Below are 17,842 nucleotides of genomic sequence, written 5' to 3'. Positions count from 1 at the left end.
TGCGCGCTGCGTCTGCACATTAAATGACAAAAGCCCGGCGGGTGGCCGGGCTTTTGCGCTTCCTGGTACGCTATACCTATTCCAGGAAAGTCATCGGATTGACCGGGGACGCATCCTTGCGCACCTCGAAGTGGACCTGCGGCTGCTTGACATCGCCGCTCATGCCGGAAACCGCAACGGTCTGGCCGCGCTGGATCTTCTGGCCGCGGGTGACGCTCAGCGTGTCGGCATTGCCGTAGACGGTGACGGTGCCGTCGTCGTGACGGACGAGCACCGTATTGCCCAGCTCCTTCAGGCCGTTGCCGGCATAGATGACGACGCCGTTTTCGGCGGCCTTGATCGGCGTACCCTGCGGTACCGAAATATCGATGCCGTCATTGCGGTTGCCGTTGACGTTGGCGCCGTAGGAAGCAATGACCTGACCGCGAACCGGCCAGCGGTATTTGCCGATACCGGTCGATTCCGGCGCGGCGGAGTTGACGTCAGACTTCTTCTCGACATCGTCGACGGTCTGGGTCGCAGCCGGAGCCTTGTAAGGCGCGGGCTGAACAGATGCCGTCTGCTGGGCAGGCGCGGGCTCGGCCGGCTTCGGATCGACCTTTTCAGCCGGGATCGAGGCGGTCTTCATGGTGTCGGCGGAGGCCGTCGGGATCTTCAGGGCCTGGCCGACGCGCAGCGAATTGGCCGAGAGATTGTTGGCGACCTTGAGATCGTCGACACTGGTGCCGGTCGCCTTGGCGATCTTTGCAAGCGAATCGCCCTGCTTGACGACATAGCCGCCGGCAGGCGCCTTCGGATCCTTGCCGGCGCCAGCCGGAAGCTTGCCGGTGGGATCGGCGCTCGCCAGGGTCTTGTCGCGCGCGGAATTGGCGCCGGGAACGACGGCCACCTTCTGCTCCGGCGCCTTGGCCGGCTCCGGCATCTGACCGGGCTTGGAGAGATCCGCCGCCTGCGACGCCGCCTTGGCAGCATTGCCGCCATTGTAGGTCGGGATCAGGATTGCCTGACCGGGCGCGGCGGCGGATGCCGTCTTGAGGTTGTTGACGCGCAGGATTTCCTTTTCCGGAACACCGAAGCGTCTGGCGAGCGTCGCTGTGCTTTCACCCGGACGCAGCGTCACGGATGGAGCGTTGGCCGCGGACCAGCCGGAAACCTTCGGCGTCGTGCCCGTCGTCAGGGCATCGGGCGCTGCTTTCGGCGCAGCCGGGGCGACCAGCCGGGGTTTTTCGGCCTGAGGCGACGCCGGGAAAGGCTGGGCGAGCGCAACTTCCTTTTCCCGCTGACGGGACGGCGCGACAGCCGTCGGCGCGGCAAGTTCGGAACGCTGCACCGAGACCGGCGCCGAAGCCATACGGGCGCTCGACGTGCGGACCGGATCGTAACTCGGACGCGCCGGATAGGGCTGGTTCATCGCATTATTGCCGCCGTAGCCCGACTGGCTTGCAACGGCGGAGCCGCCGAGATCGGCGCGCGGCACCGGATCACCCTGCTGCCCGCCGCTGCGCGGAATGGAACTTGTGGTGATCTGATCCTGCCCTGAGGAAGAAAACAAGCCGCCAAACCGCGTCACATCGGAACTGCAGCCCGTTGCGGCACTTGCAAGCAAGCCAACAACCAGAAGATTACCGGCTGACTTCCCGAACTTCGGCGAAAGACTGAAACGCATGACTCGACCCACTGAGAACGCAACCATTTGTGAGTCTATTAAAGCGCGTTAGTGTTACCACGCGGTTAAGATGCTGGAATCAGTGCGATATTTTTGAGAAGTTGCTAACCATAGCTTACGGGTGAAAAATCACAGTGCCTAAAGCTGCGAGGCAAGGCGCGGAACAATCGGCAGATAAGGGGCTTCGAACAGTTCCTCGCGTTCGAACCGGCTGCCGGTTTTCGTCAGCCGCACCATGCGGCACTCGTTCTCGGAAATCATCAGCGGCGCAATCATCGAACCGCCGGAAACGAGCTGGTCGCTATAAAAGCGCGGCATAGCGTTGAAGGCGGCCGTTACCAGGATGCGATCGAAAGTGCCCTCGCCCTGCATGCCGGCGCTGCCGTCGGCATGGCGGATGACGACGTTGCGCAGGCCAAGCGATTCCATGCGCCGCTGCGCTGCCGATGTCAGCGTCTTGTAACGGTCGATGGACAGGACGCGCTCGGCAAGCCGGCCCATGACGGCGGCGGTAAAGCCGCTTCCGGTGCCGATCTCCAGAACGCGCTGCCCCGGCTTGAGCTTCAGATGATGCAGAATGCGGACGGCAAAATCGATGCCTTCGAGGAAGGAGCCGCATTCGATCGGTATCGTCCGGCTGGAATAGGCGTTGTCTGTGAATTGCGGCGGCACGAAGAGCGAGCGCTGCGTCTGCTCGACCGCTGTCAGCAGATCGAGGTCGGAGATGCCTTCAGCGCGCAACCTGAGGACGAGCGCCGCAAAGCCTTCCTTCTCCGCCAGTCTTGCCGTCAAACCTGTGCTCCGTATCCCAGTGCCCGCGCCACGCGGTCCGTCACGGAATAATCGGTCAGATCCAGTTTCAAAGGCGTTACCGAAATCTTGTTGTGCTTCAAGGCGTGAATATCGGTGCCTTCGACAAAGGCGCCGGCGCGCTCGCCGAACTTCAGCCAGTAATAGGGAAAACCCCGGCCATCGGAGCGGGCGTCGACCTGCAGGTTGAAAGCGAGCTTGCCCTGCATGGTCACCTCAGCGCCATCAACTTCCTCGGGACGGCAGTTCGGGAAATTGAGATTGAGGAAGGTGCCTTCCGGCAGGTCCAAAACCATCAGCTTTTCGAGAAGAGCCGGTGCATGCGCCTCGCACACCTCCCAGGGCACGATGCGCGCGCCATCCTCATAGAGATAGGCCTGGCTCAGCGCGAAGGAGCGAACACCCTGCATCGTGCCTTCGATGGCGCCGGCAATCGTGCCGGAATAGGTCACGTCGTCTGCGACGTTCGAGCCGGAATTGACGCCTGACAGAACCAGGTCCGGCTTGATGTCCATTACCTGCCTGACGCCCATGATGACGCAATCGGTCGGCGTACCGCGCAGCGCGAAATGCTTGTCCGAAATCTTGCGCAGGCGCAGAGGTTCGGAAAGGCTTAGCGAATGGGCAAGGCCGCTCTGGTCGGTCTCGGGCGCGACGATCCAGACATCGTCGGACAGCGTGCGCGCGATCCGCTCCAGCGCGGCGAGGCCTTCGGCGTGAATGCCGTCGTCATTCGTAAGCAGGATGCGCATCGCCTCAGGCCGCCCGTTCGATCTTGGTCAATCCACCCATATAAGGCAGCAAAACGTCCGGAATCGTGACGGAGCCGTCCTCATTCAGATAATTTTCGAGGACGGCGATCAGGCAGCGGCCGACGGCGGTGCCGGAGCCGTTCAGCGTGTGAACGAACTTATTGCTCTTGTCGTCCTTGCCGCGGTAGCGCGCATTCATCCGACGGGCCTGGAAATCGCCGCAGACCGAGCAGGAGGAGATTTCGCGGAAGGCATTCTGCCCCGGCAGCCAGACTTCGAGATCATAGGTCTTACGCGAGCCGAAGCCCATGTCGCCGGTGCAAAGCGTCATCGTGCGGAAATGCAGGCCGAGGCGCTTCAGCACTTCCTCGGCACAGGCGGTCATCCGTTCATGCTCGGCAATCGAGCTTTCCGCATCGGTGATCGAAACGAGCTCGCACTTCCAGAACTGGTGCTGGCGCAGCATGCCGCGGGTGTCGCGGCCGGCGGAGCCCGCTTCCGAGCGGAAAGACGGCGTTAGCGCGGTGAAGCGCAGCGGTAGCTTTTCCTGGTCGAGGATTTCCTCGCGCACCAGATTGGTGAGCGTCACCTCGGCCGTCGGAATGAGATAGCGGCCATCGGTCGTCTTGAACAGATCCTCTTCGAACTTCGGCAGGCTGCCGGTGCCGAACACCGCTTCGGCGCGAACCATCAGCGGCGAGCTGACTTCGGTATAGCCGTGCTCTCGAGTGTGGAGATCGATCATGAACTGGCCGAGCGCGCGTTCGAGTCTTGCAAGCTGTGCCGTCAGAACCGTGAAGCGCGAGCCGGAGAGCTTGGCGGCGCGCTCGAAATCCATGTAGCCGAGCGCCTCGCCGATTTCAAAGTGCTCCTTCGGCGTATGGTTCCAGCGCGGCTTGTCGCCGACGATGCGGGTGACGACATTATCCTGCTCGTCCTTACCGACCGGAACGTCGTCGAACGGCACGTTCGGGATGCGCGAGAGCGCGTCGTTGAGCTCGGCGGAAAGCGTGCGCTCCTCCTCCTCGGCTGCGGGCAGCGTCTCCTTGATTTCGGCGACCTCGGCCTTCAGCTTTTCGGCCAGCTCGGTATTCTTTTGCGCCATGGCCGCGCCGATCTCTTTGGAGGCGGCGTTGCGGCGGGAGAGCAGATCCTGTGCCTTCTGCACGGCGGAGCGGCGCTTTTCATCGAGGGCGACGAGACTTTGGGCCAAAGGCTCCGCGTTGCGCTTGGCAAGGGCGGCATCGAGCGCTTCGGGATTCTCACGGATCCATTTGATATCGAGCATCGTCGTTCCAACTCGTTGCAACAGAAATGACCCGGCCGGAAAACCCGACCGGACAGGAAACGGCAGACTTCAAGGAGATGTCCGGGACGGTCAGACGCTGTCCGTCTTGGCGACGTCGGAGGAACCAGATTCCTCTTCAAGTGCCCGTTGGGAACGCTGACGCTCCACGAGTCGTGCCGCGTAGATTGAAATCTCGTAGAGAAGGATCGTCGGCAGCGCAAGACCGATCTGGGACATCGGATCGGGCGGCGTCAGGATCGCGGCGACGACGAAAGCGAGCACGATCGCGAACTTGCGTTTTTCCGACAGCCATTGCGACGTCAGCAGCCCGACACGGGCAAGAAGCGTGGTGACAACCGGCAGCTGGAAGACGAGGCCGAACGAGAAGACCAGCGTCATGATAAGACTCAGATATTCCGAAACCTTCGGCAGCAGCGAGATCGCTACCTCGTCATGGCCGGGCGCCTGCTGCATCGACAGGAAGAACCACATGACCATCGGCGTGAAGAAGAAATAGACCAGCGCGGCGCCCAGGAGGAACAGGATCGGAGACGCGATCAGGAACGGCAGGAAGGCCGCGCGTTCGTTCTTATAGAGGCCCGGTGCGACGAATTTGTAGATCTGCGCGGCGATGATAGGAAAAGCGATGACAAGGCCGCCGAACATGGCAACCTTCACCTGTGTGAAGAAGAATTCCTGCGGCGCGGTGTAGATGAGCTGCGCCTTCTCGACATCGAGGTTGGCCCAGCTGACGGCGAGCTTGTAGGGATAGACCAGGTAGTTGAAGATGTGCTTGGCGAAAAAGAAGCACACGACAAAGGCGATGAAGAACGCGCCGATCGACCACATCAGCCGCGTGCGCAGCTCCATCAGGTGCTCGATCAACGGCTGCGGCTTGTCTTCGATATCACCGCTCATGCCTCGTCCTTCTTCTCGGTCTGCGCCGGCGTTTTCGGCGTTGCGGGCTTCCTGGCTGCCGTCGCGCGTTTCGGCTCCTCGACCGGCGCGGCAATGGCGGCGGCATCGGCCTTATCGGCAGCCTTGACGCGCGGCTTGCGCGGCGCCTTCGGCTTGGCGGCAATCGTATCGGCCTGGACGGCCGCTGCGGCGACCGGTTCCGGTGCCGGCACCAAGGGCGGCGTTTCCGGCAAGCTCATCGATGGCGTCGGGGCCGAAACGGCGGCCGGCGGCACCTCGGTCTTGTTCTCAGGCGGCGTGCTCGCCTTCTGCAGGTCGGCCTTGATCTCGTTGCCCATCTGGCGAAGGGGGTTCATCGCTTCGCGCAGGCTGTTGACCGGGTTGAGCCTCTGGGCGTCGCTGATCGTCTGGCGGACGTCGTCAAGCTCGGCCTCGCGCAGCGCTTCGTCGAACTGCGCACGGAATTCGCCCGCCACCTTGCGGGCACGCTGCGTCATCTTGCCGAAAGCGCGCAGCATCGGCGGCAAATCCTTGGGACCGACAACGACGATCAGCACGACCGCGATGACCAAAAGCTCGGTCCAGCCAATATCGAACATGCAAGGCTCCTGGACGGGAAGCGCGGGGGCTGCGCTTTTTCCCGGACTTCGTTATTTCGTTTCGTCGGCCTTGTGATCGACGGTCTTCGCCGTTTCCGGCGCATCTTCGTCCGTCATGCCCTTCTTGAAGCTCTTGATGCCCTTGGCGACATCGCCCATCAGTTCCGGGATCTTGCCGCGACCGAACAACAACAGCACGATGACCAGAACGATCAGCCAGTGCCACATGCTAAAAGAACCCATTACGCTAACTCCCTGTTGTGATGTTCCCTCGATGTAAGGATTTCCCACACCGTTTCCAACATCAAGCCCTTTGAACTGAGCTTAATGTCACGGTATCGCCCTTTGTGACAAGCCACCGACCCATCGAAAAGTGGTGAGGACATTGTTTTCGCGATGCATGGCAAAAACAAGACGCTGCTGTTCAATCTTCGGGGGCACCGCGCGGGGCGAGCAACCCAAGTTCCTCGAGATCCATCTGGGTGATCGGATCCTCATCCTCGGTCAGCTCGTCGTTCATCAATGGCGAGGGAATATTGAAGTTGGCCGGAATGCGGCCCGACAGCAGGCCCGCTCCCTTCAATTCTTCGAGACCGGGCAGATCGCGCAGCTCTTCGAGACCGAAATGGTCGAGAAAGTCGCGCGTCGTGCCCAATGTCACCGGCCGGCCCGGCGTGCGTCTGCGGCCGCGAAAACGCACCCAGCCGGCCTCCATCAGGACGTCGAGCGTGCCGCGCGAGGTCTGAACGCCACGGATATCTTCGATTTCGGCACGCGTCACCGGCTGGTGATAGGCGATGATCGCCAACACTTCCAATGCCGCGCGCGAAAGCTTCTTTACCTCGTTGTCGTCGCGACGAATGACGAAGGAAAGATCGGCGGCCGTGCGGAAGGCCCAGGCGCCCTCGACCTGGACGAGATTGACGCCACGCGGAGCATATTGCTCTTTCAGGCGCTGCATGATCGCCCGCACATCCGCACCTCTCGGCAGGCGCTCGGCGAGGAAACCCTCGGAAACCGGCTGCGACGAGGCGAAAACCAGCGCCTCGGCGGTCCGCTCGGCCTCGATCTCTGCCTGAATGTCGCGGCCTTCTTCCTCGAATTCCTCTTCACTGTTCAGATCGATCAAGCCTGCCGCTCCTGTTCAACCACCTGCAGCGTGGCGTGTTTCGGGCCGCGACGCATGAAAATCGGCTGAAAGGCGCCGTCCTGGCGGATTTCGAGCTTGCCTTCGCGCACCAGTTCCAGCGAGGCGGCAAAGGCGCTGGCGATCGCCGTGACGCGCTCCTCGGGTGCTGCGAGATAACGCAGCAGATAATGTTCCATCGCCGTCCAGTCGCCGATTTCGCCGATCATCTGGGTCAGCAGTTCGCGCGCATCGGTCAGCGACCAGACATTGCGCCTCTCGATCGTGACCTGCGTGACGGCATGGCGCTGGCGCAGCGCTGCATAGGCGGTCAGGAGGTCGTAGAGGCTTGCCGCGTAAGCGGATTGCTGCCGGTCGGGAATATGCTCGGGCGCGCCGCGGGCAAAAATATCACGGCCAAGGCGGTTGCGGTTGACGAGGCCTTCCGCCGCCTGGCGCATGGCTTCGAGGCGTTTCAGGCGAAAGGCGAGCGTTGCCGCCATTTCCTCCCCGGAGGGGCCGTCATCCTTGACCTGCTGGGGTATCAGCAGCCGCGACTTCAGATAAGCAAGCCAGGCCGCCATGACGAGATAATCTGCGGCAAGCTCGATGCGGATGCGCCGGGCGCTTTCGACGAACTGCAGATATTGCTCGGCGAGCGCCAGCACGGAAATGCGCGACAGGTCGACCTTTTGATTGCGGGCGAGATAGAGCAACAGGTCGAGCGGGCCTTCGAAGCCGGCGACGTCGATCACCAGCGCCGGCTCATGGCTGGCGCGCTCGGCGCTGTTGTCCTGCCACAGCTTGTCCATCGGCGTTGCCGCCTGCGGACGCTCCGTGCCCTTGACCGTGTTCACCTCACCGCTCCCTTACGATCAGACCGTCGCAAACATTGCCTCGAATTCCGCCCTCAATTCCGCTTCATCGGCCGCATCCGGCGCCGCGAAGCCTGCTTCCACCGCCTTGGCGCGGGCAAGCGGCAGGCCGGCGAGCGCGGGAACATTTGCCACGACATCCACCATCTCGTCCATCTTGCCATTGCAATGCAGCACGATATCGCATCCGCCTGCAATGATATTCGCCGCACGCTGGCCGATCGTGCCGGAAAGAGCGTTCATCGAGCTGTCGTCGGAGAGCAGCAGGCCGTTGAAACCGATATGCCGGCGGATGACACCGTCGATCACCTTACGTGAGGTCGTCGCCGGATTGTCCGGGTCGATCGCGGTGAAGACAAGGTGGCAGGTCATCGCCATCAGCTCGTCCTTCATCGCGACAAAGGGCGGGAAATCGTGGGCCTCCAGCTCATTTCGCGAGACGGTGACGACGGGCAGTTCCAGATGCGAATCCGCAAAGCCGCGGCCATGGCCCGGCATGTGCTTCATCACGGGCAGCAGGCCGCCGGCTTTCAGCCCATCGGCTGCCGCACGGCCCATCGCGATCACAGTCTCGGGGTCGCCGCCATAGGCGCGGTCGCCGATGACATTGCTGCTGCCCTCGACCGGCACATCGAGCACCGGTAGGCAATCGACATTGATGCCGAGCTTCGAAAGGTCGAAGGCGTGCAGCCGCGACATCAGCCAGGCAGCGCGAAGCCCAAGCGCCGGGTCGCGGCGATAGAGATCGCCGAGCGCCTGGCCGGAAGGATAACGCGCGAGGATGGGCGGGCGGATGCGCTGGACGCGGCCGCCCTCCTGGTCGATCAGCACCGGCGCATGCCAGCCAACGCTTTCGCGCATTTCGGCGACGAGATCGGCGATCTGCTCTGCTTCGGAAATGTTGCGTCCGAAGAGGATGAAACCCCAGGGCCGCTCGCCCCGGTAAAAGGATTTCTCTTCGGGAGTGAGGGAAAGGCCGCTGCAGCCAAGGATCATCGCTTTTGATTCGGTCATATCGGAATCATAGACGCCGCCCCGGCAAATGCGAGCAAGCGCAGACGAGATGCACAAAAAAGAGCGGCGGACCGATCCGGCCCGCCGCTCTTTTATACAACAATCCGCTGTTACTTGGAGATCAGGCAGCTTCCGCCGGCCGCGCGATACTGTTCGCAGAGCGCTGCGGCTTCATCCTTCGAACCGGCCGGGATACGGACACGGTAGAAAGTGCCCTTGCCGGCGATATCGGCCCTGCGGATCTCATGGGCGCGGCCGCCAAGCACACCGGCGAATTTCTTCGACAGGCTGGCATAGGACTTGTTGGCTTCATCTTCCGACGGCAGCGAGGCGATCTGGATGCCGTAGCCGCCGGCGGATGCTGTCTGCTGAGGCTGGGCGGCAGCCGGTGAAGCGGCTGCGACCTGCGTCGTCTTCGCCTGCTGCGCGGGCTGGCGTATATTGCCCTTCTCAGTCACGGTGCCGACGATGTTGACAGGCTGCTCGGCCGGGCGGGCCATCGGAACTGGCGCGGTATCGGTGACCGGCGTCGTCTTGACCGGACGCACCGGCGCATCGGCCGAGGCAGAATCTGCGGCCGGCGTATCGATGGTTGCGGCGGGCGACGGTTGCGCCGGCGCGGTTTCGACGGGTGCGGCTGAGCGAGCGTCGGCGGAGGCGACTTCGGCGCTTGCCGGGAAGCTTGCGGCCGATCCGCCGACTGGAGGCACGGCCGGGGTCGACTGGGGCGCCAGCGCCGGCGAAGTCGCCTGGGCAGACGGCGTCGCCGGGGCAGCTTGCGCCGGTTGATCGGCGGGCGCCAGGTCCTCGCGGGCAACCAACGTACCGTCCGGCTTGACAATCATCGTGCGGACCTTGCGCGGCGAAACGGACGGAGCCTTGTCGCCGTCGCTTGCAGCACTGCTGTCGGCGCTGTCCTGGCTCGGCAGCAGACGCGGATCTTCCGTCTCGCCGACTGCGGTCGGCGTGATCTGATCATTGGCGCCGGCGTTCTCATCGTCCTCAGGCAGCGCCTCCGGCGTCAGCGTGCGCTGAACGACATCGACGGGCGCCTCGTCGGAGGAAACGAGCGCTTTCTGCTTCGGCTCTTCGGCCGAACCCGCAACGCGGTCGTAGACGGCCTTGTCCTGGTTCGGCACGGTCTTGCCGCCCGGATTTTCCGGAACGACCTTGACGGGCTCCTTATCGGCGACGATCACGCGCGGCTCGCCCGATGCGACGATACCGAGCCCCTCGCCGTTCCAAACGGAGGAATAGACGCCATAACCGACGCCGGCAAAGACTACCAGCACGACGGCGCCGGCCAGCAGGCGGCGCATCGAACGGGCACGGCTGAAATCGGCAGCCTGGCTTGCCGATTCGATGCGGACTTCGGAAACATTCTCGCGGCGCTCGACGGGTTCCCGTACGCTGCGGCGGAAATCTTCCTCCAGCGCCCGTTCGAAATCATCAAGGCCATCGGCGATGGTCGGCTTGACCGGCTTTGCCGCCGCCGCGGCCGTGTCGCGAACCGGCGCCGGCGTTTCGCGCGGCTTGGCGGGTTCGAAGAAGCTTGCGATTTCCGCATCGAGATCGAAATCGAAATCTGCGGTTTTCGCAACAGGCGCCGGTTGCTCGACCGGCGGCAGTGCCGGCACGTGCATGTCGTCGACCGTCTCGGGGCGCTCCTCCGGATCGGAGATCATCGCCGGATCAAACGGCAGGTCTTCGGTCGAGTCGGCGACCGGCGTCCAGTTGAAGGCTGGAGCCTGCGCTGGAGCCGGCGGCTCGGAGGTGACGACTGGAGCGGGCTGCGCGGGCGCGACAACGGCCTGCGGACGCGTGACCGGCTGAGGCAGAGGAGCTGCCTGCTGAGGCGCGGGGGCGACCGCCCGCGGCTGCGGCGCCATCACCGGCGCCTGCGGTTCCGGCTGCGGCTCGGCTTCGCCCGGCTCGGAGAAATCGAGATCGGCGAGTTCCAGTTCGATGCCGGCAAGATCCAGCTCGAAATCATGACCGGCGAAGGGGTCGTCGGCTTCCGGCAACGGCTGTGGCGCCCGGGAATAAGCCGCTGCGGCAGGCTGCTGGGGCGCGGCCTCGGCAAGCTGCGGCGCGACAGGCCTTGCGGCTTCGACGGCATAGGTCGGAGCCGGTTCGACCGGAACAGGCGCAATCGGATCAGGCTGGACAGGTGCCGCAGCAACGGGCGCAGTTTCAATCGGCGCGGCGGGCTGCGGCGCAACGGCCACCGGATTGGCGCGCTTCAATACCGGATTCGGCACGGGATAGCGTGAGACGTCGGCGAGCAGATCGTCTAGATCGAAGGTGCCGGCGGTATGCGGCACGTCGGGAACGACCTCCGTCAGCGCGGCATCAGCCTGGATTTCACCTTCGATGGCGGCAGCAAGATCGAAACCGGCGTCGGCATCGAAATCCTGATCGTCCTGGATTTCTACGAATTCCTCGACCTGCGCAGTCTCTTCTGGCGCGACCAGCGCATCGTCATGACGATCGAGCTCGGCGGGAAAGCCAAGGGACGGCGCCGCGGATTCGAATTCCTCGGATGGCTCGACGGCGGCAACGGGCGCCGGCTGCTGGATTGCAGGCTGCGGCTCGACCTCGGAGAGATCGGCGAACGACGCCTCGGCCACCGACTCGATTTCCGGTTCGGCCACCGGCTCCGGCTGAACAACCGGCTCCTCGCGTTTGGCCGCATGGAAATTGGCAAGCGGCAGCCTGATGCTGGCAGCCGACCATTGCGGCGCCTTGGCAGGCTGTGGCACGGCAGAGACGGGCGCCGCACCGATCGACAGCTCAAGCTCCTCGATCAGGTCGCGTGCACCGCCGAAGGCCGATTGAACCGGCGCCTCGAAATCAGGATCGACAGAAAGCTGCTGCGGGCCGGCCGCCCAATCGGCAGCCTGCTCGTCCCAGCCCCTTGCGGCAGACGCCGCCGCTTCCTCGACGGGAGCGGGAGCGACGGAAACCGGCTCGGGAGCCTCAGCGCTTTCGAGAACAGGGGCAGCGTCGAGAACGGGCTCGACGTAATCCTCGGGATCAATACCCTCGGCGACTGGCTCAGCCGGCCGGTCGAGTTCGCCAAGCGGACGCGGCGCGTCGTAACGATCGAACTCGCGCACAAGCTCGTCCTCGAGATCGAGGGCGGGCTCGCGCCGCGCGGCTTCGTTCACCGTATTTGCTGCAACACGTGGTTCGAAGCCGACGATACGGGCAAGTTCGGCCAACGGATCATCGTCGGCAAACAGATCGTCTTTTCCGCGCGTATCATACGCAAGTTGTTTCTCAGCCATGCCTATCCCACTCGCAAACGCCAACGCTCAAATGCCAGCGCATTGTGGGGAAATGGTGACGTTATCGCATTTCGTCAGGTGCTGCAGTGCCTGTAATGGCAAGTCCCGACTTCAAAACCGACGCGACGGCGTACACCAGCCCAAGTCTGGCAATACTTGATTCTCGGTTTTTATCATTAACAAATCGTAATTCCGGCTGATCTTTACCTTTGTTCCAGTGCGCATGGAACGAACTGGCGAGGTCGTAGAGGTAAAAAGCGATGCGATGCGGCTCCTGCGACTGGGCCGCCGCCTCGACCACACGCGGGAATTCGGCGAGCTTGGCGACAAGCTGCAATTCGGCCGGATCGCCAATGCCAGCAACGGTTTTCGCAAGATCCTCGGGCGAAACTTCGAGGCCGGGGAAAGCCTCCCTCGCCTGCCGGAAGACCGACATGCAGCGGGCATGCGCGTACTGCACGTAAAAGACCGGATTATCCTTCGACTGTTCCGTCACTTTGGCGAAATCGAAGTCGAGCGGTTCGGAATTCTTGCGGTAAAGCATCATGAAGCGAACCGAATCACGGCCGACTTCCTCGACGACGTCGCGAAGTGTCACGAAATCGCCGGAGCGCTTCGACATCTTCACCGGCTCACCGTTGCGATAGAGCTTGACGAGCTGGCAGAGCAGCACCGTCAGCTTCGCCTTGCCGTCCGAGACGCCGCGTGCAACCGCTTCCAGGCGCTTAACGTAGCCGCCATGATCGGCGCCGAGCACATAAATCATCTCGTCGAAGCCGCGGTCGAACTTGTTCTTGAAGTAGGCGACGTCGGCAGCGAAATAGGTGTAGGAGCCGTCCGACTTGATCAGCGGCCGGTCCATGTCGTCGCCCACCTCGGTCGAGCGGAAAAGCGTCTGCTCGCGGTCCTCCCAGTCCTCGGGAAGCTGGCCCTTCGGCGGCGGCAGCGTGCCCTTGTAGACATAGCCCTTGAAGGTCAGATCGTTGATTGCCTTACGGATCGCGGCCGCGCCATCGGCGTGCAGGGTCCGCTCGGAGAAGAAGATGTCGTGATGGACGTTCAGCGCCGCCAGATCCTCGCGGATCATGACCATCATCGCATCGATCGTGCGGTCCTTGACGATCGGCATCCATTGCTCTTCCGGCATGTTGTGCAGCCGCACGCCATAGTCGGCGGCAAGCGACTGGCCGACCGGCACGAGATAATCGCCGGGATAAAGGCCCGAAGGGATTTCGCCGATCCGTTCGCCAAGCGCCTCGCGATAGCGCAGGAAGACGGAGCGGGCGAGCACGTCGATCTGCGAGCCGGCGTCGTTGATGTAGTATTCCTTCTCGACGCCGTAGCCAGCAAAGGCCAGCAGGTTGGCGAGCGCATCGCCGACAACGGCACCACGGCAATGGCCGACATGCATCGGCCCGGTCGGATTGGCCGAGACATATTCGACATTGACCTTGCGGCCCTTGCCGAGCGTCGAACGGCCGTAATCCGTGCCGGAACCGATCATCGAGGCGAGCAGCCGCTGCCAGTACCCGACGGCGAGACGGATATTGATGAAGCCTGGACCGGCGACCGAGACGTCGGCGACGTCGGCGTCTTCCTTGAGCTTGGCGATGATGATGTCAGCAAGCGCACGCGGATTGCTTCCGAGCGGTTTTGCCAGCACCATCGCGGCGTTGGTCGCGACATCGCCATGGCTCGCATCGCGCGGCGGCTCGACGGTGATGCGGCCGAAATCGAGCTCAGATCGCTTTTCCCTGACCAGATCGATCTGTTCAAGGGCGGTTTTGATCCTGGCTTCGAAGTCGGTAAAAAGGTTCATCGCACTCTTCCATGCATAGGCTGTGCCAAAGGCGCAAATCGGCCTCGGCGGGCGACCGCTGCCTATCGCAAATCCGGAGTGTGGTCAAACAATCGCCTGTGGGCGCTGATCGCATAGGTATCCGTCATGCCAGCCAGATAGTCGCCGACATGGCGGGCTTTCGGTGCGTCGGAGAGGCCGGCGATATGATCCACCCAGTAATGGCTCTGCATCTCCTTGGGATTGGCCATGTAGGCGCCAAAGAGGTCGGTGACGATCTGGGCGGCGCCGGCGCGGATGCGCATGATATCGGGATTGCGGTAGATGCGCTTGAAGAGCATCGCCTTGATCTGCCTGTCGGTTTCGGCCATCCCCTCGGAAAAGGTGGCAATGACCCGGTCGGCGGCGCGGATATCGGCTGCGCTCTGCGGGCGGATGAGGGAAAGCCGCTGCTGCGCGACGCTTATCACGTCCTCGACCATGCGGGTGATCTGACGGCGCATGATCTCGTGGGTGAAGCGGCTCGGCTCCAGATGGGGATATCGCTCCCTCACCTCGGCCATCAGCCCGGCAAGGAACGGAATTTCCTCCAGCATGTCGAAAGTCAGATAACCGGAGCGCAGCCCGTCGTCGATATCGTGGGTGTTGTAGGCGATATCGTCGGCGATCGCCGCGACCTGGGCCTCGAGGCTGGCATAGGTTGCAATCTCGAGATCGTGCAGTTCGCAATAATCGAGGATCGGCTGCGGAACGGGGCCGCGCGTGCCCACGCCATCGGGCGTCAGCAGCGGACCATTGTGTTTGACCAGACCTTCCAAGCTTTCCCATGTCAGGTTGATGCCGTCGAATTCGGCATAACGCCGCTCCAGCTTGGTCACGATGCGCAGGGATTGGGCATTGTGGTCGAAGCCGCCATAGGGCAACAGCACCTCGTGCAGCGCATCCTCGCCGGTATGGCCGAATGGCGTGTGGCCGAAATCATGGACGAGCGCCACGCCCTCGGCCAGATCCTCATCGAGCTTCAAGGCGCGGGCCAGCGCCCGGGCGATCTGCGCCACCTCGATCGTATGCGTCAGGCGGGTGCGATAATGATCACCGTCCTGGGCGATGAAGACCTGCGTCTTATGCTTCAACCGGCGAAAGGCGGTGGTGTGGACGATGCGGTCGCGGTCCCGCTGGAAATCTGAGCGCGTCGGGCTGCCGTCTTCCGGATAGAGGCGCCCGCGCGTCGTCCAGGGGTCCGCCGCATAGACTGCTCTTTCGCTGCCGCCAAATCCCAATGCCCGCCTGTCAATCGTCATTCTTCACCGTCATTCTGCCTGTTGCCGCATCTGCCCATTGACGCCGCTTTGCGCTCTTCATACCTATAGCCTGACAAAACGGCAAAGAGGCGCATTTCCAATCGCTTCGGCGCATCATGGCCTTTTCACGAGGATCATGATAAGTTCCTTTGATATCAGGCATTTGAACATTCGAGTGCCGAAACCCATTCTCTCCGGATTTTGACTCCGGCAGGAGGAAACATGACGGATACGAGTGTAACCCTTTCGGACGCCGCGGCAAAGCGCATCGCGGCGATCATCGGTGCGGAGGCCGGCAAGAGCGCGTTGCGGGTTTCCGTCGAAGGCGGCGGCTGTTCGGGCTTTTCCTACAAGTTCGACCTCGCCGACAGCGCTGCAGACGACGACGTCATCGTCGAAAAGAACGACGCCAAAGTGCTGATCGACAGCCTGTCGCTCGTCTATATGGCAGGTTCGGAGATCGATTTCGTCGACAATTTGCTCGGCCAATCCTTCCAGATCAAGAACCCGAATGCGGTCGCAAGCTGCGGCTGCGGCACCAGCTTCTCGATCTGAACATCAGAACATACAGCTCTATCCCCAACAACCGGCCGAAGAGTTGCTTCCGGCCGGTTTATCGTCTTGTCCTGTTGTGAAAGACCGCGATAAAAGTAGCGCGCGAAGCGAAACAGGACGAAGAAATGAAGATCGCGACTTGGAACATCAACGGCGTCAAGGCGCGCATCGACAATCTCACCCAGTGGCTCAAGGATTCCGATCCGGATATCGTCTGCCTGCAGGAGATCAAGACGATCGACGAGGGTTTTCCGAGGCTCGAGATCGAGGCGCTCGGCTATCACGTCGAGACGCACGGCCAGAAGGGCTTCAACGGCGTGGCGATCCTCTCCAAGAACTCCCCCTTCGAAGTCAACCGCGGCCTGCCCGGCGATCCGCTGGACGAACAGTCGCGTTTTCTCGAAGCGGTGTTCACGCTGGCCGATAAGCGCATTCTGCGCGTCTGCTGCATCTATCTGCCGAACGGCAATCCCGTCGACACGGAGAAATATCCCTACAAGCTGGCCTGGATGGAGCGTCTGCGGACCTTCGCCGCCGAGCGGCTCGCCTATGAGGAGATGCTGATCCTTGCTGGCGATTACAACGTCATCCCGGAACCGCATGATTGCTTCGATCCGAAGGTCTGGGAAAATGACGCACTGTTCCTGCCGCAGACCCGGGAGGCATTCCGCAGGCTCGAAAATCTCGGACTGACGGATGCGGTGCGCGCGACAACCGATGCGACGCAGCTCTACTCATTCTGGGATTATCAGGCCGGTGCATGGCCCAAGAACAACGGCATTCGCATCGACCATTTGCTGCTGTCACCGGAAGCGGCCGACCGGATGAGGTCGGCTGCGATCGAAAAACATGTGCGGGCTTGGGAAAAGCCGTCCGACCACGTGCCCGTGATCGCCTATTTCGATTTCGCCGCCTGAGGTATTGTCAAGAGCATGATGCCGAAAACTGTAGGCGGTTTTCGGGCGACATCATGCTCTAACTCTTTAATTTAGAACAGGATTCAGATTTTAGGCCGAGAGAGCCTAAAATCATCCTGTTCTAGTCGTCGGAGCCGCTGGAGATGCTGTGGGACAGCGATACCGCTGTGCGGCGATCGGCTTCGTTGGCAACCGAGAAGGCCTGCTCCTGCAGCGCTTCCATCCAGTTGCAGTCCTTCGGCTTGCAGCGGTCGAGCGCCGCCGTCATCAGCGCCAGGCCGCGGGCCGTCTGGCCTTCGTCGAAAAGAATATTGCCGAACACCGCCATGGCGCCGGGATGACCGCTCTTGCGGGCCTGGTTCAGCCATTTCTTCGCCTGCTGCGGGCTGGCAGAACCGCCCTCGCCGGCCAGCATCATCTGCGCCAGCTGGAACTGCGCTTCGGGAACGCCGAAGGTGGAGGCCACCTGGAAATAGAGCTGGCGCGCCTGGGTGAGATCAATCTTGACGGGGCTGCCCGATATGCCGTGTTTGTAATAATTGGCGAGCGAGAGCAGCGCGTTGACGAAGAAGCCTGTATCTTCAGAGCCGGGTTCGACGCCCTGCTGGGCGATCTCGCTGTAGATCTTGAAGGCTTCGAAATCATCCTGGGTGACGCCGTCGCCATCGGCATACATGTTGGCAAGCGCCCAGCGCGAACCGGTATGGCCTTTTTCGGCGGCATATTTATAGGCCTCGACCGCCTCTTCCTTCTGTCCGTTCTTATAGGCCTTGAAGCCGAACTTGAAGAGATCGAAAGGACCGGATTCCTTACTGACGCCGGCCTTGATGTCGAAGGCGCGAGCCGGGCAAGTCATGGCCAGCGCCACGGCCACCGACATGCCCATCAGCATGAATTTGAACAGTTTGAACTCGGACGTTACCATTTCAACCG

17 protein-coding genes are annotated in these 17,842 nt (G+C 62.3%); 2 read left to right on the top strand and 15 right to left on the bottom strand.

Features of this window, described 5'->3' with window-relative positions; all coding sequences use genetic code 11:
• Window positions 1–76: 76 nt before the first annotated feature.
• The 14 genes from ATY77_RS10150 to ATY77_RS32815 form a co-directional block, all read right to left on the bottom strand.
• Window positions 77–1,666: a M23 family metallopeptidase gene (locus ATY77_RS10150; protein ID WP_088687224.1), complete on the bottom strand. Its 1,590-nt coding sequence runs from the start codon at window positions 1,664–1,666 to the stop codon at window positions 77–79.
• A 138-nt stretch (window positions 1,667–1,804) separates the two neighbouring features.
• Entirely contained in the window at window positions 1,805–2,458 is a 654-nt protein-coding gene (locus tag ATY77_RS10145; RefSeq protein ID WP_088687223.1) for a protein-L-isoaspartate(D-aspartate) O-methyltransferase, read from the bottom strand.
• Window positions 2,455–3,228 carry a 5'/3'-nucleotidase SurE gene (gene surE, locus ATY77_RS10140; protein ID WP_088687222.1) on the bottom strand — a complete coding sequence of 258 codons (774 nt, stop codon included), beginning with the start codon at window positions 3,226–3,228 and terminating at the stop codon, window positions 2,455–2,457. The genes ATY77_RS10145 and surE overlap by 4 nt, the downstream gene beginning before the upstream one ends.
• A gap of 4 nt (window positions 3,229–3,232) precedes the next feature.
• Window positions 3,233–4,516: a serine--tRNA ligase gene (serS, locus tag ATY77_RS10135; RefSeq protein ID WP_088687221.1), complete on the bottom strand. Its 1,284-nt coding sequence runs from the start codon at window positions 4,514–4,516 to the stop codon at window positions 3,233–3,235.
• A gap of 90 nt (window positions 4,517–4,606) precedes the next feature.
• Window positions 4,607–5,434 (bottom strand): twin-arginine translocase subunit TatC, encoded by an 828-nt coding sequence (gene tatC / locus ATY77_RS10130; RefSeq protein ID WP_088687220.1) that lies wholly within the window; start codon window positions 5,432–5,434, stop codon window positions 4,607–4,609.
• Window positions 5,431–6,033, bottom strand: coding sequence for a Sec-independent protein translocase protein TatB (tatB, locus tag ATY77_RS10125; RefSeq protein WP_088687219.1), 603 nt, complete (start codon window positions 6,031–6,033; stop codon window positions 5,431–5,433). The genes tatC and tatB overlap by 4 nt, the downstream gene beginning before the upstream one ends.
• Window positions 6,034–6,084: 51 nt before the next feature.
• A complete protein-coding gene (locus ATY77_RS10120; RefSeq protein ID WP_064709192.1) occupies window positions 6,085–6,276 on the bottom strand; it encodes a twin-arginine translocase TatA/TatE family subunit in 192 nt (63 codons plus the stop codon).
• Between the two features lie 181 nt (window positions 6,277–6,457).
• Window positions 6,458–7,162 (bottom strand): SMC-Scp complex subunit ScpB, encoded by a 705-nt coding sequence (gene scpB / locus ATY77_RS10115; protein WP_088687218.1) that lies wholly within the window; start codon window positions 7,160–7,162, stop codon window positions 6,458–6,460.
• Window positions 7,159–8,016 carry a ScpA family protein gene (locus ATY77_RS10110; protein WP_088687217.1) on the bottom strand — a complete coding sequence of 286 codons (858 nt, stop codon included), beginning with the start codon at window positions 8,014–8,016 and terminating at the stop codon, window positions 7,159–7,161. Before ATY77_RS10110 ends, scpB begins: the two co-directional genes overlap by 4 nt.
• An 18-nt stretch (window positions 8,017–8,034) precedes the next feature.
• Entirely contained in the window at window positions 8,035–9,048 is a 1,014-nt protein-coding gene (gene nagZ / locus ATY77_RS10105; RefSeq protein ID WP_088687216.1) for a beta-N-acetylhexosaminidase, read from the bottom strand.
• 110 nt (window positions 9,049–9,158) lie between these two features.
• Window positions 9,159–12,338: an SPOR domain-containing protein gene (locus ATY77_RS10100; RefSeq protein ID WP_088687215.1), complete on the bottom strand. Its 3,180-nt coding sequence runs from the start codon at window positions 12,336–12,338 to the stop codon at window positions 9,159–9,161.
• A 61-nt stretch (window positions 12,339–12,399) separates the two neighbouring features.
• Entirely contained in the window at window positions 12,400–14,157 is a 1,758-nt protein-coding gene (gene argS / locus ATY77_RS10095) for an arginine--tRNA ligase (protein WP_088687214.1), read from the bottom strand.
• 62 nt (window positions 14,158–14,219) lie between these two features.
• Window positions 14,220–15,437, bottom strand: a complete 1,218-nt coding sequence (locus ATY77_RS10090) for a deoxyguanosinetriphosphate triphosphohydrolase (protein WP_088687213.1) — start codon at window positions 15,435–15,437, stop codon at window positions 14,220–14,222.
• Window positions 15,427–15,600 carry a hypothetical protein gene (locus ATY77_RS32815; protein WP_190237616.1) on the bottom strand — a complete coding sequence of 58 codons (174 nt, stop codon included), beginning with the start codon at window positions 15,598–15,600 and terminating at the stop codon, window positions 15,427–15,429. The genes ATY77_RS10090 and ATY77_RS32815 overlap by 11 nt, the downstream gene beginning before the upstream one ends.
• Window positions 15,601–15,659: 59 nt before the next feature.
• On the opposite strand from ATY77_RS32815, the gene erpA reads away from it, so the two are divergent.
• Both erpA and xth read left to right on the top strand, forming a co-directional pair.
• On the top strand, window positions 15,660–15,992 hold the full coding sequence (gene erpA / locus ATY77_RS10085; protein WP_088687212.1) for an iron-sulfur cluster insertion protein ErpA: 333 nt from the start codon (window positions 15,660–15,662) through the stop codon (window positions 15,990–15,992).
• Window positions 15,993–16,117: 125 nt separating this feature from the next.
• Entirely contained in the window at window positions 16,118–16,909 is a 792-nt protein-coding gene (gene xth, locus ATY77_RS10080; RefSeq protein ID WP_088687211.1) for an exodeoxyribonuclease III, read from the top strand.
• A gap of 121 nt (window positions 16,910–17,030) precedes the next feature.
• Here xth and exoR read toward each other — a convergent pair whose 3' ends face one another.
• Window positions 17,031–17,834, bottom strand: coding sequence for an exopolysaccharide production regulator ExoR (gene exoR, locus ATY77_RS10075; protein ID WP_088675282.1), 804 nt, complete (start codon window positions 17,832–17,834; stop codon window positions 17,031–17,033).
• Between the last annotated feature and the right edge of the window lie 8 nt (window positions 17,835–17,842).

The sequence above is a fragment of the Rhizobium sp. R634 genome, assembly GCF_002211305.1.
Lineage (GTDB): Bacteria > Pseudomonadota > Alphaproteobacteria > Rhizobiales > Rhizobiaceae > Rhizobium.
This window is presented reverse-complemented; position numbering and strand designations above follow the sequence as displayed.

Coding starts and splice junctions, on each gene's coding strand:
- ATY77_RS10150 (WP_088687224.1), bottom strand. CDS start 1,666: ATGCGTTTCAGTCTTTCGCCGAAGTTCGGGAAGTCAGCCGGTAATCTT.
- surE (WP_088687222.1), bottom strand. CDS start 3,228: ATGCGCATCCTGCTTACGAATGACGACGGCATTCACGCCGAAGGCCTC.
- serS (WP_088687221.1), bottom strand. CDS start 4,516: ATGCTCGATATCAAATGGATCCGTGAGAATCCCGAAGCGCTCGATGCC.
- tatC (WP_088687220.1), bottom strand. CDS start 5,434: ATGAGCGGTGATATCGAAGACAAGCCGCAGCCGTTGATCGAGCACCTG.
- tatB (WP_088687219.1), bottom strand. CDS start 6,033: ATGTTCGATATTGGCTGGACCGAGCTTTTGGTCATCGCGGTCGTGCTG.
- ATY77_RS10120 (WP_064709192.1), bottom strand. CDS start 6,276: ATGGGTTCTTTTAGCATGTGGCACTGGCTGATCGTTCTGGTCATCGTG.
- nagZ (WP_088687216.1), bottom strand. CDS start 9,048: ATGACCGAATCAAAAGCGATGATCCTTGGCTGCAGCGGCCTTTCCCTC.
- ATY77_RS10100 (WP_088687215.1), bottom strand. CDS start 12,338: ATGGCTGAGAAACAACTTGCGTATGATACGCGCGGAAAAGACGATCTG.
- argS (WP_088687214.1), bottom strand. CDS start 14,157: ATGAACCTTTTTACCGACTTCGAAGCCAGGATCAAAACCGCCCTTGAA.
- ATY77_RS10090 (WP_088687213.1), bottom strand. CDS start 15,437: ATGACGATTGACAGGCGGGCATTGGGATTTGGCGGCAGCGAAAGAGCA.
- ATY77_RS32815 (WP_190237616.1), bottom strand. CDS start 15,600: ATGCCTGATATCAAAGGAACTTATCATGATCCTCGTGAAAAGGCCATG.
- erpA (WP_088687212.1), top strand. CDS start 15,660: ATGACGGATACGAGTGTAACCCTTTCGGACGCCGCGGCAAAGCGCATC.
- xth (WP_088687211.1), top strand. CDS start 16,118: ATGAAGATCGCGACTTGGAACATCAACGGCGTCAAGGCGCGCATCGAC.
- exoR (WP_088675282.1), bottom strand. CDS start 17,834: ATGGTAACGTCCGAGTTCAAACTGTTCAAATTCATGCTGATGGGCATG.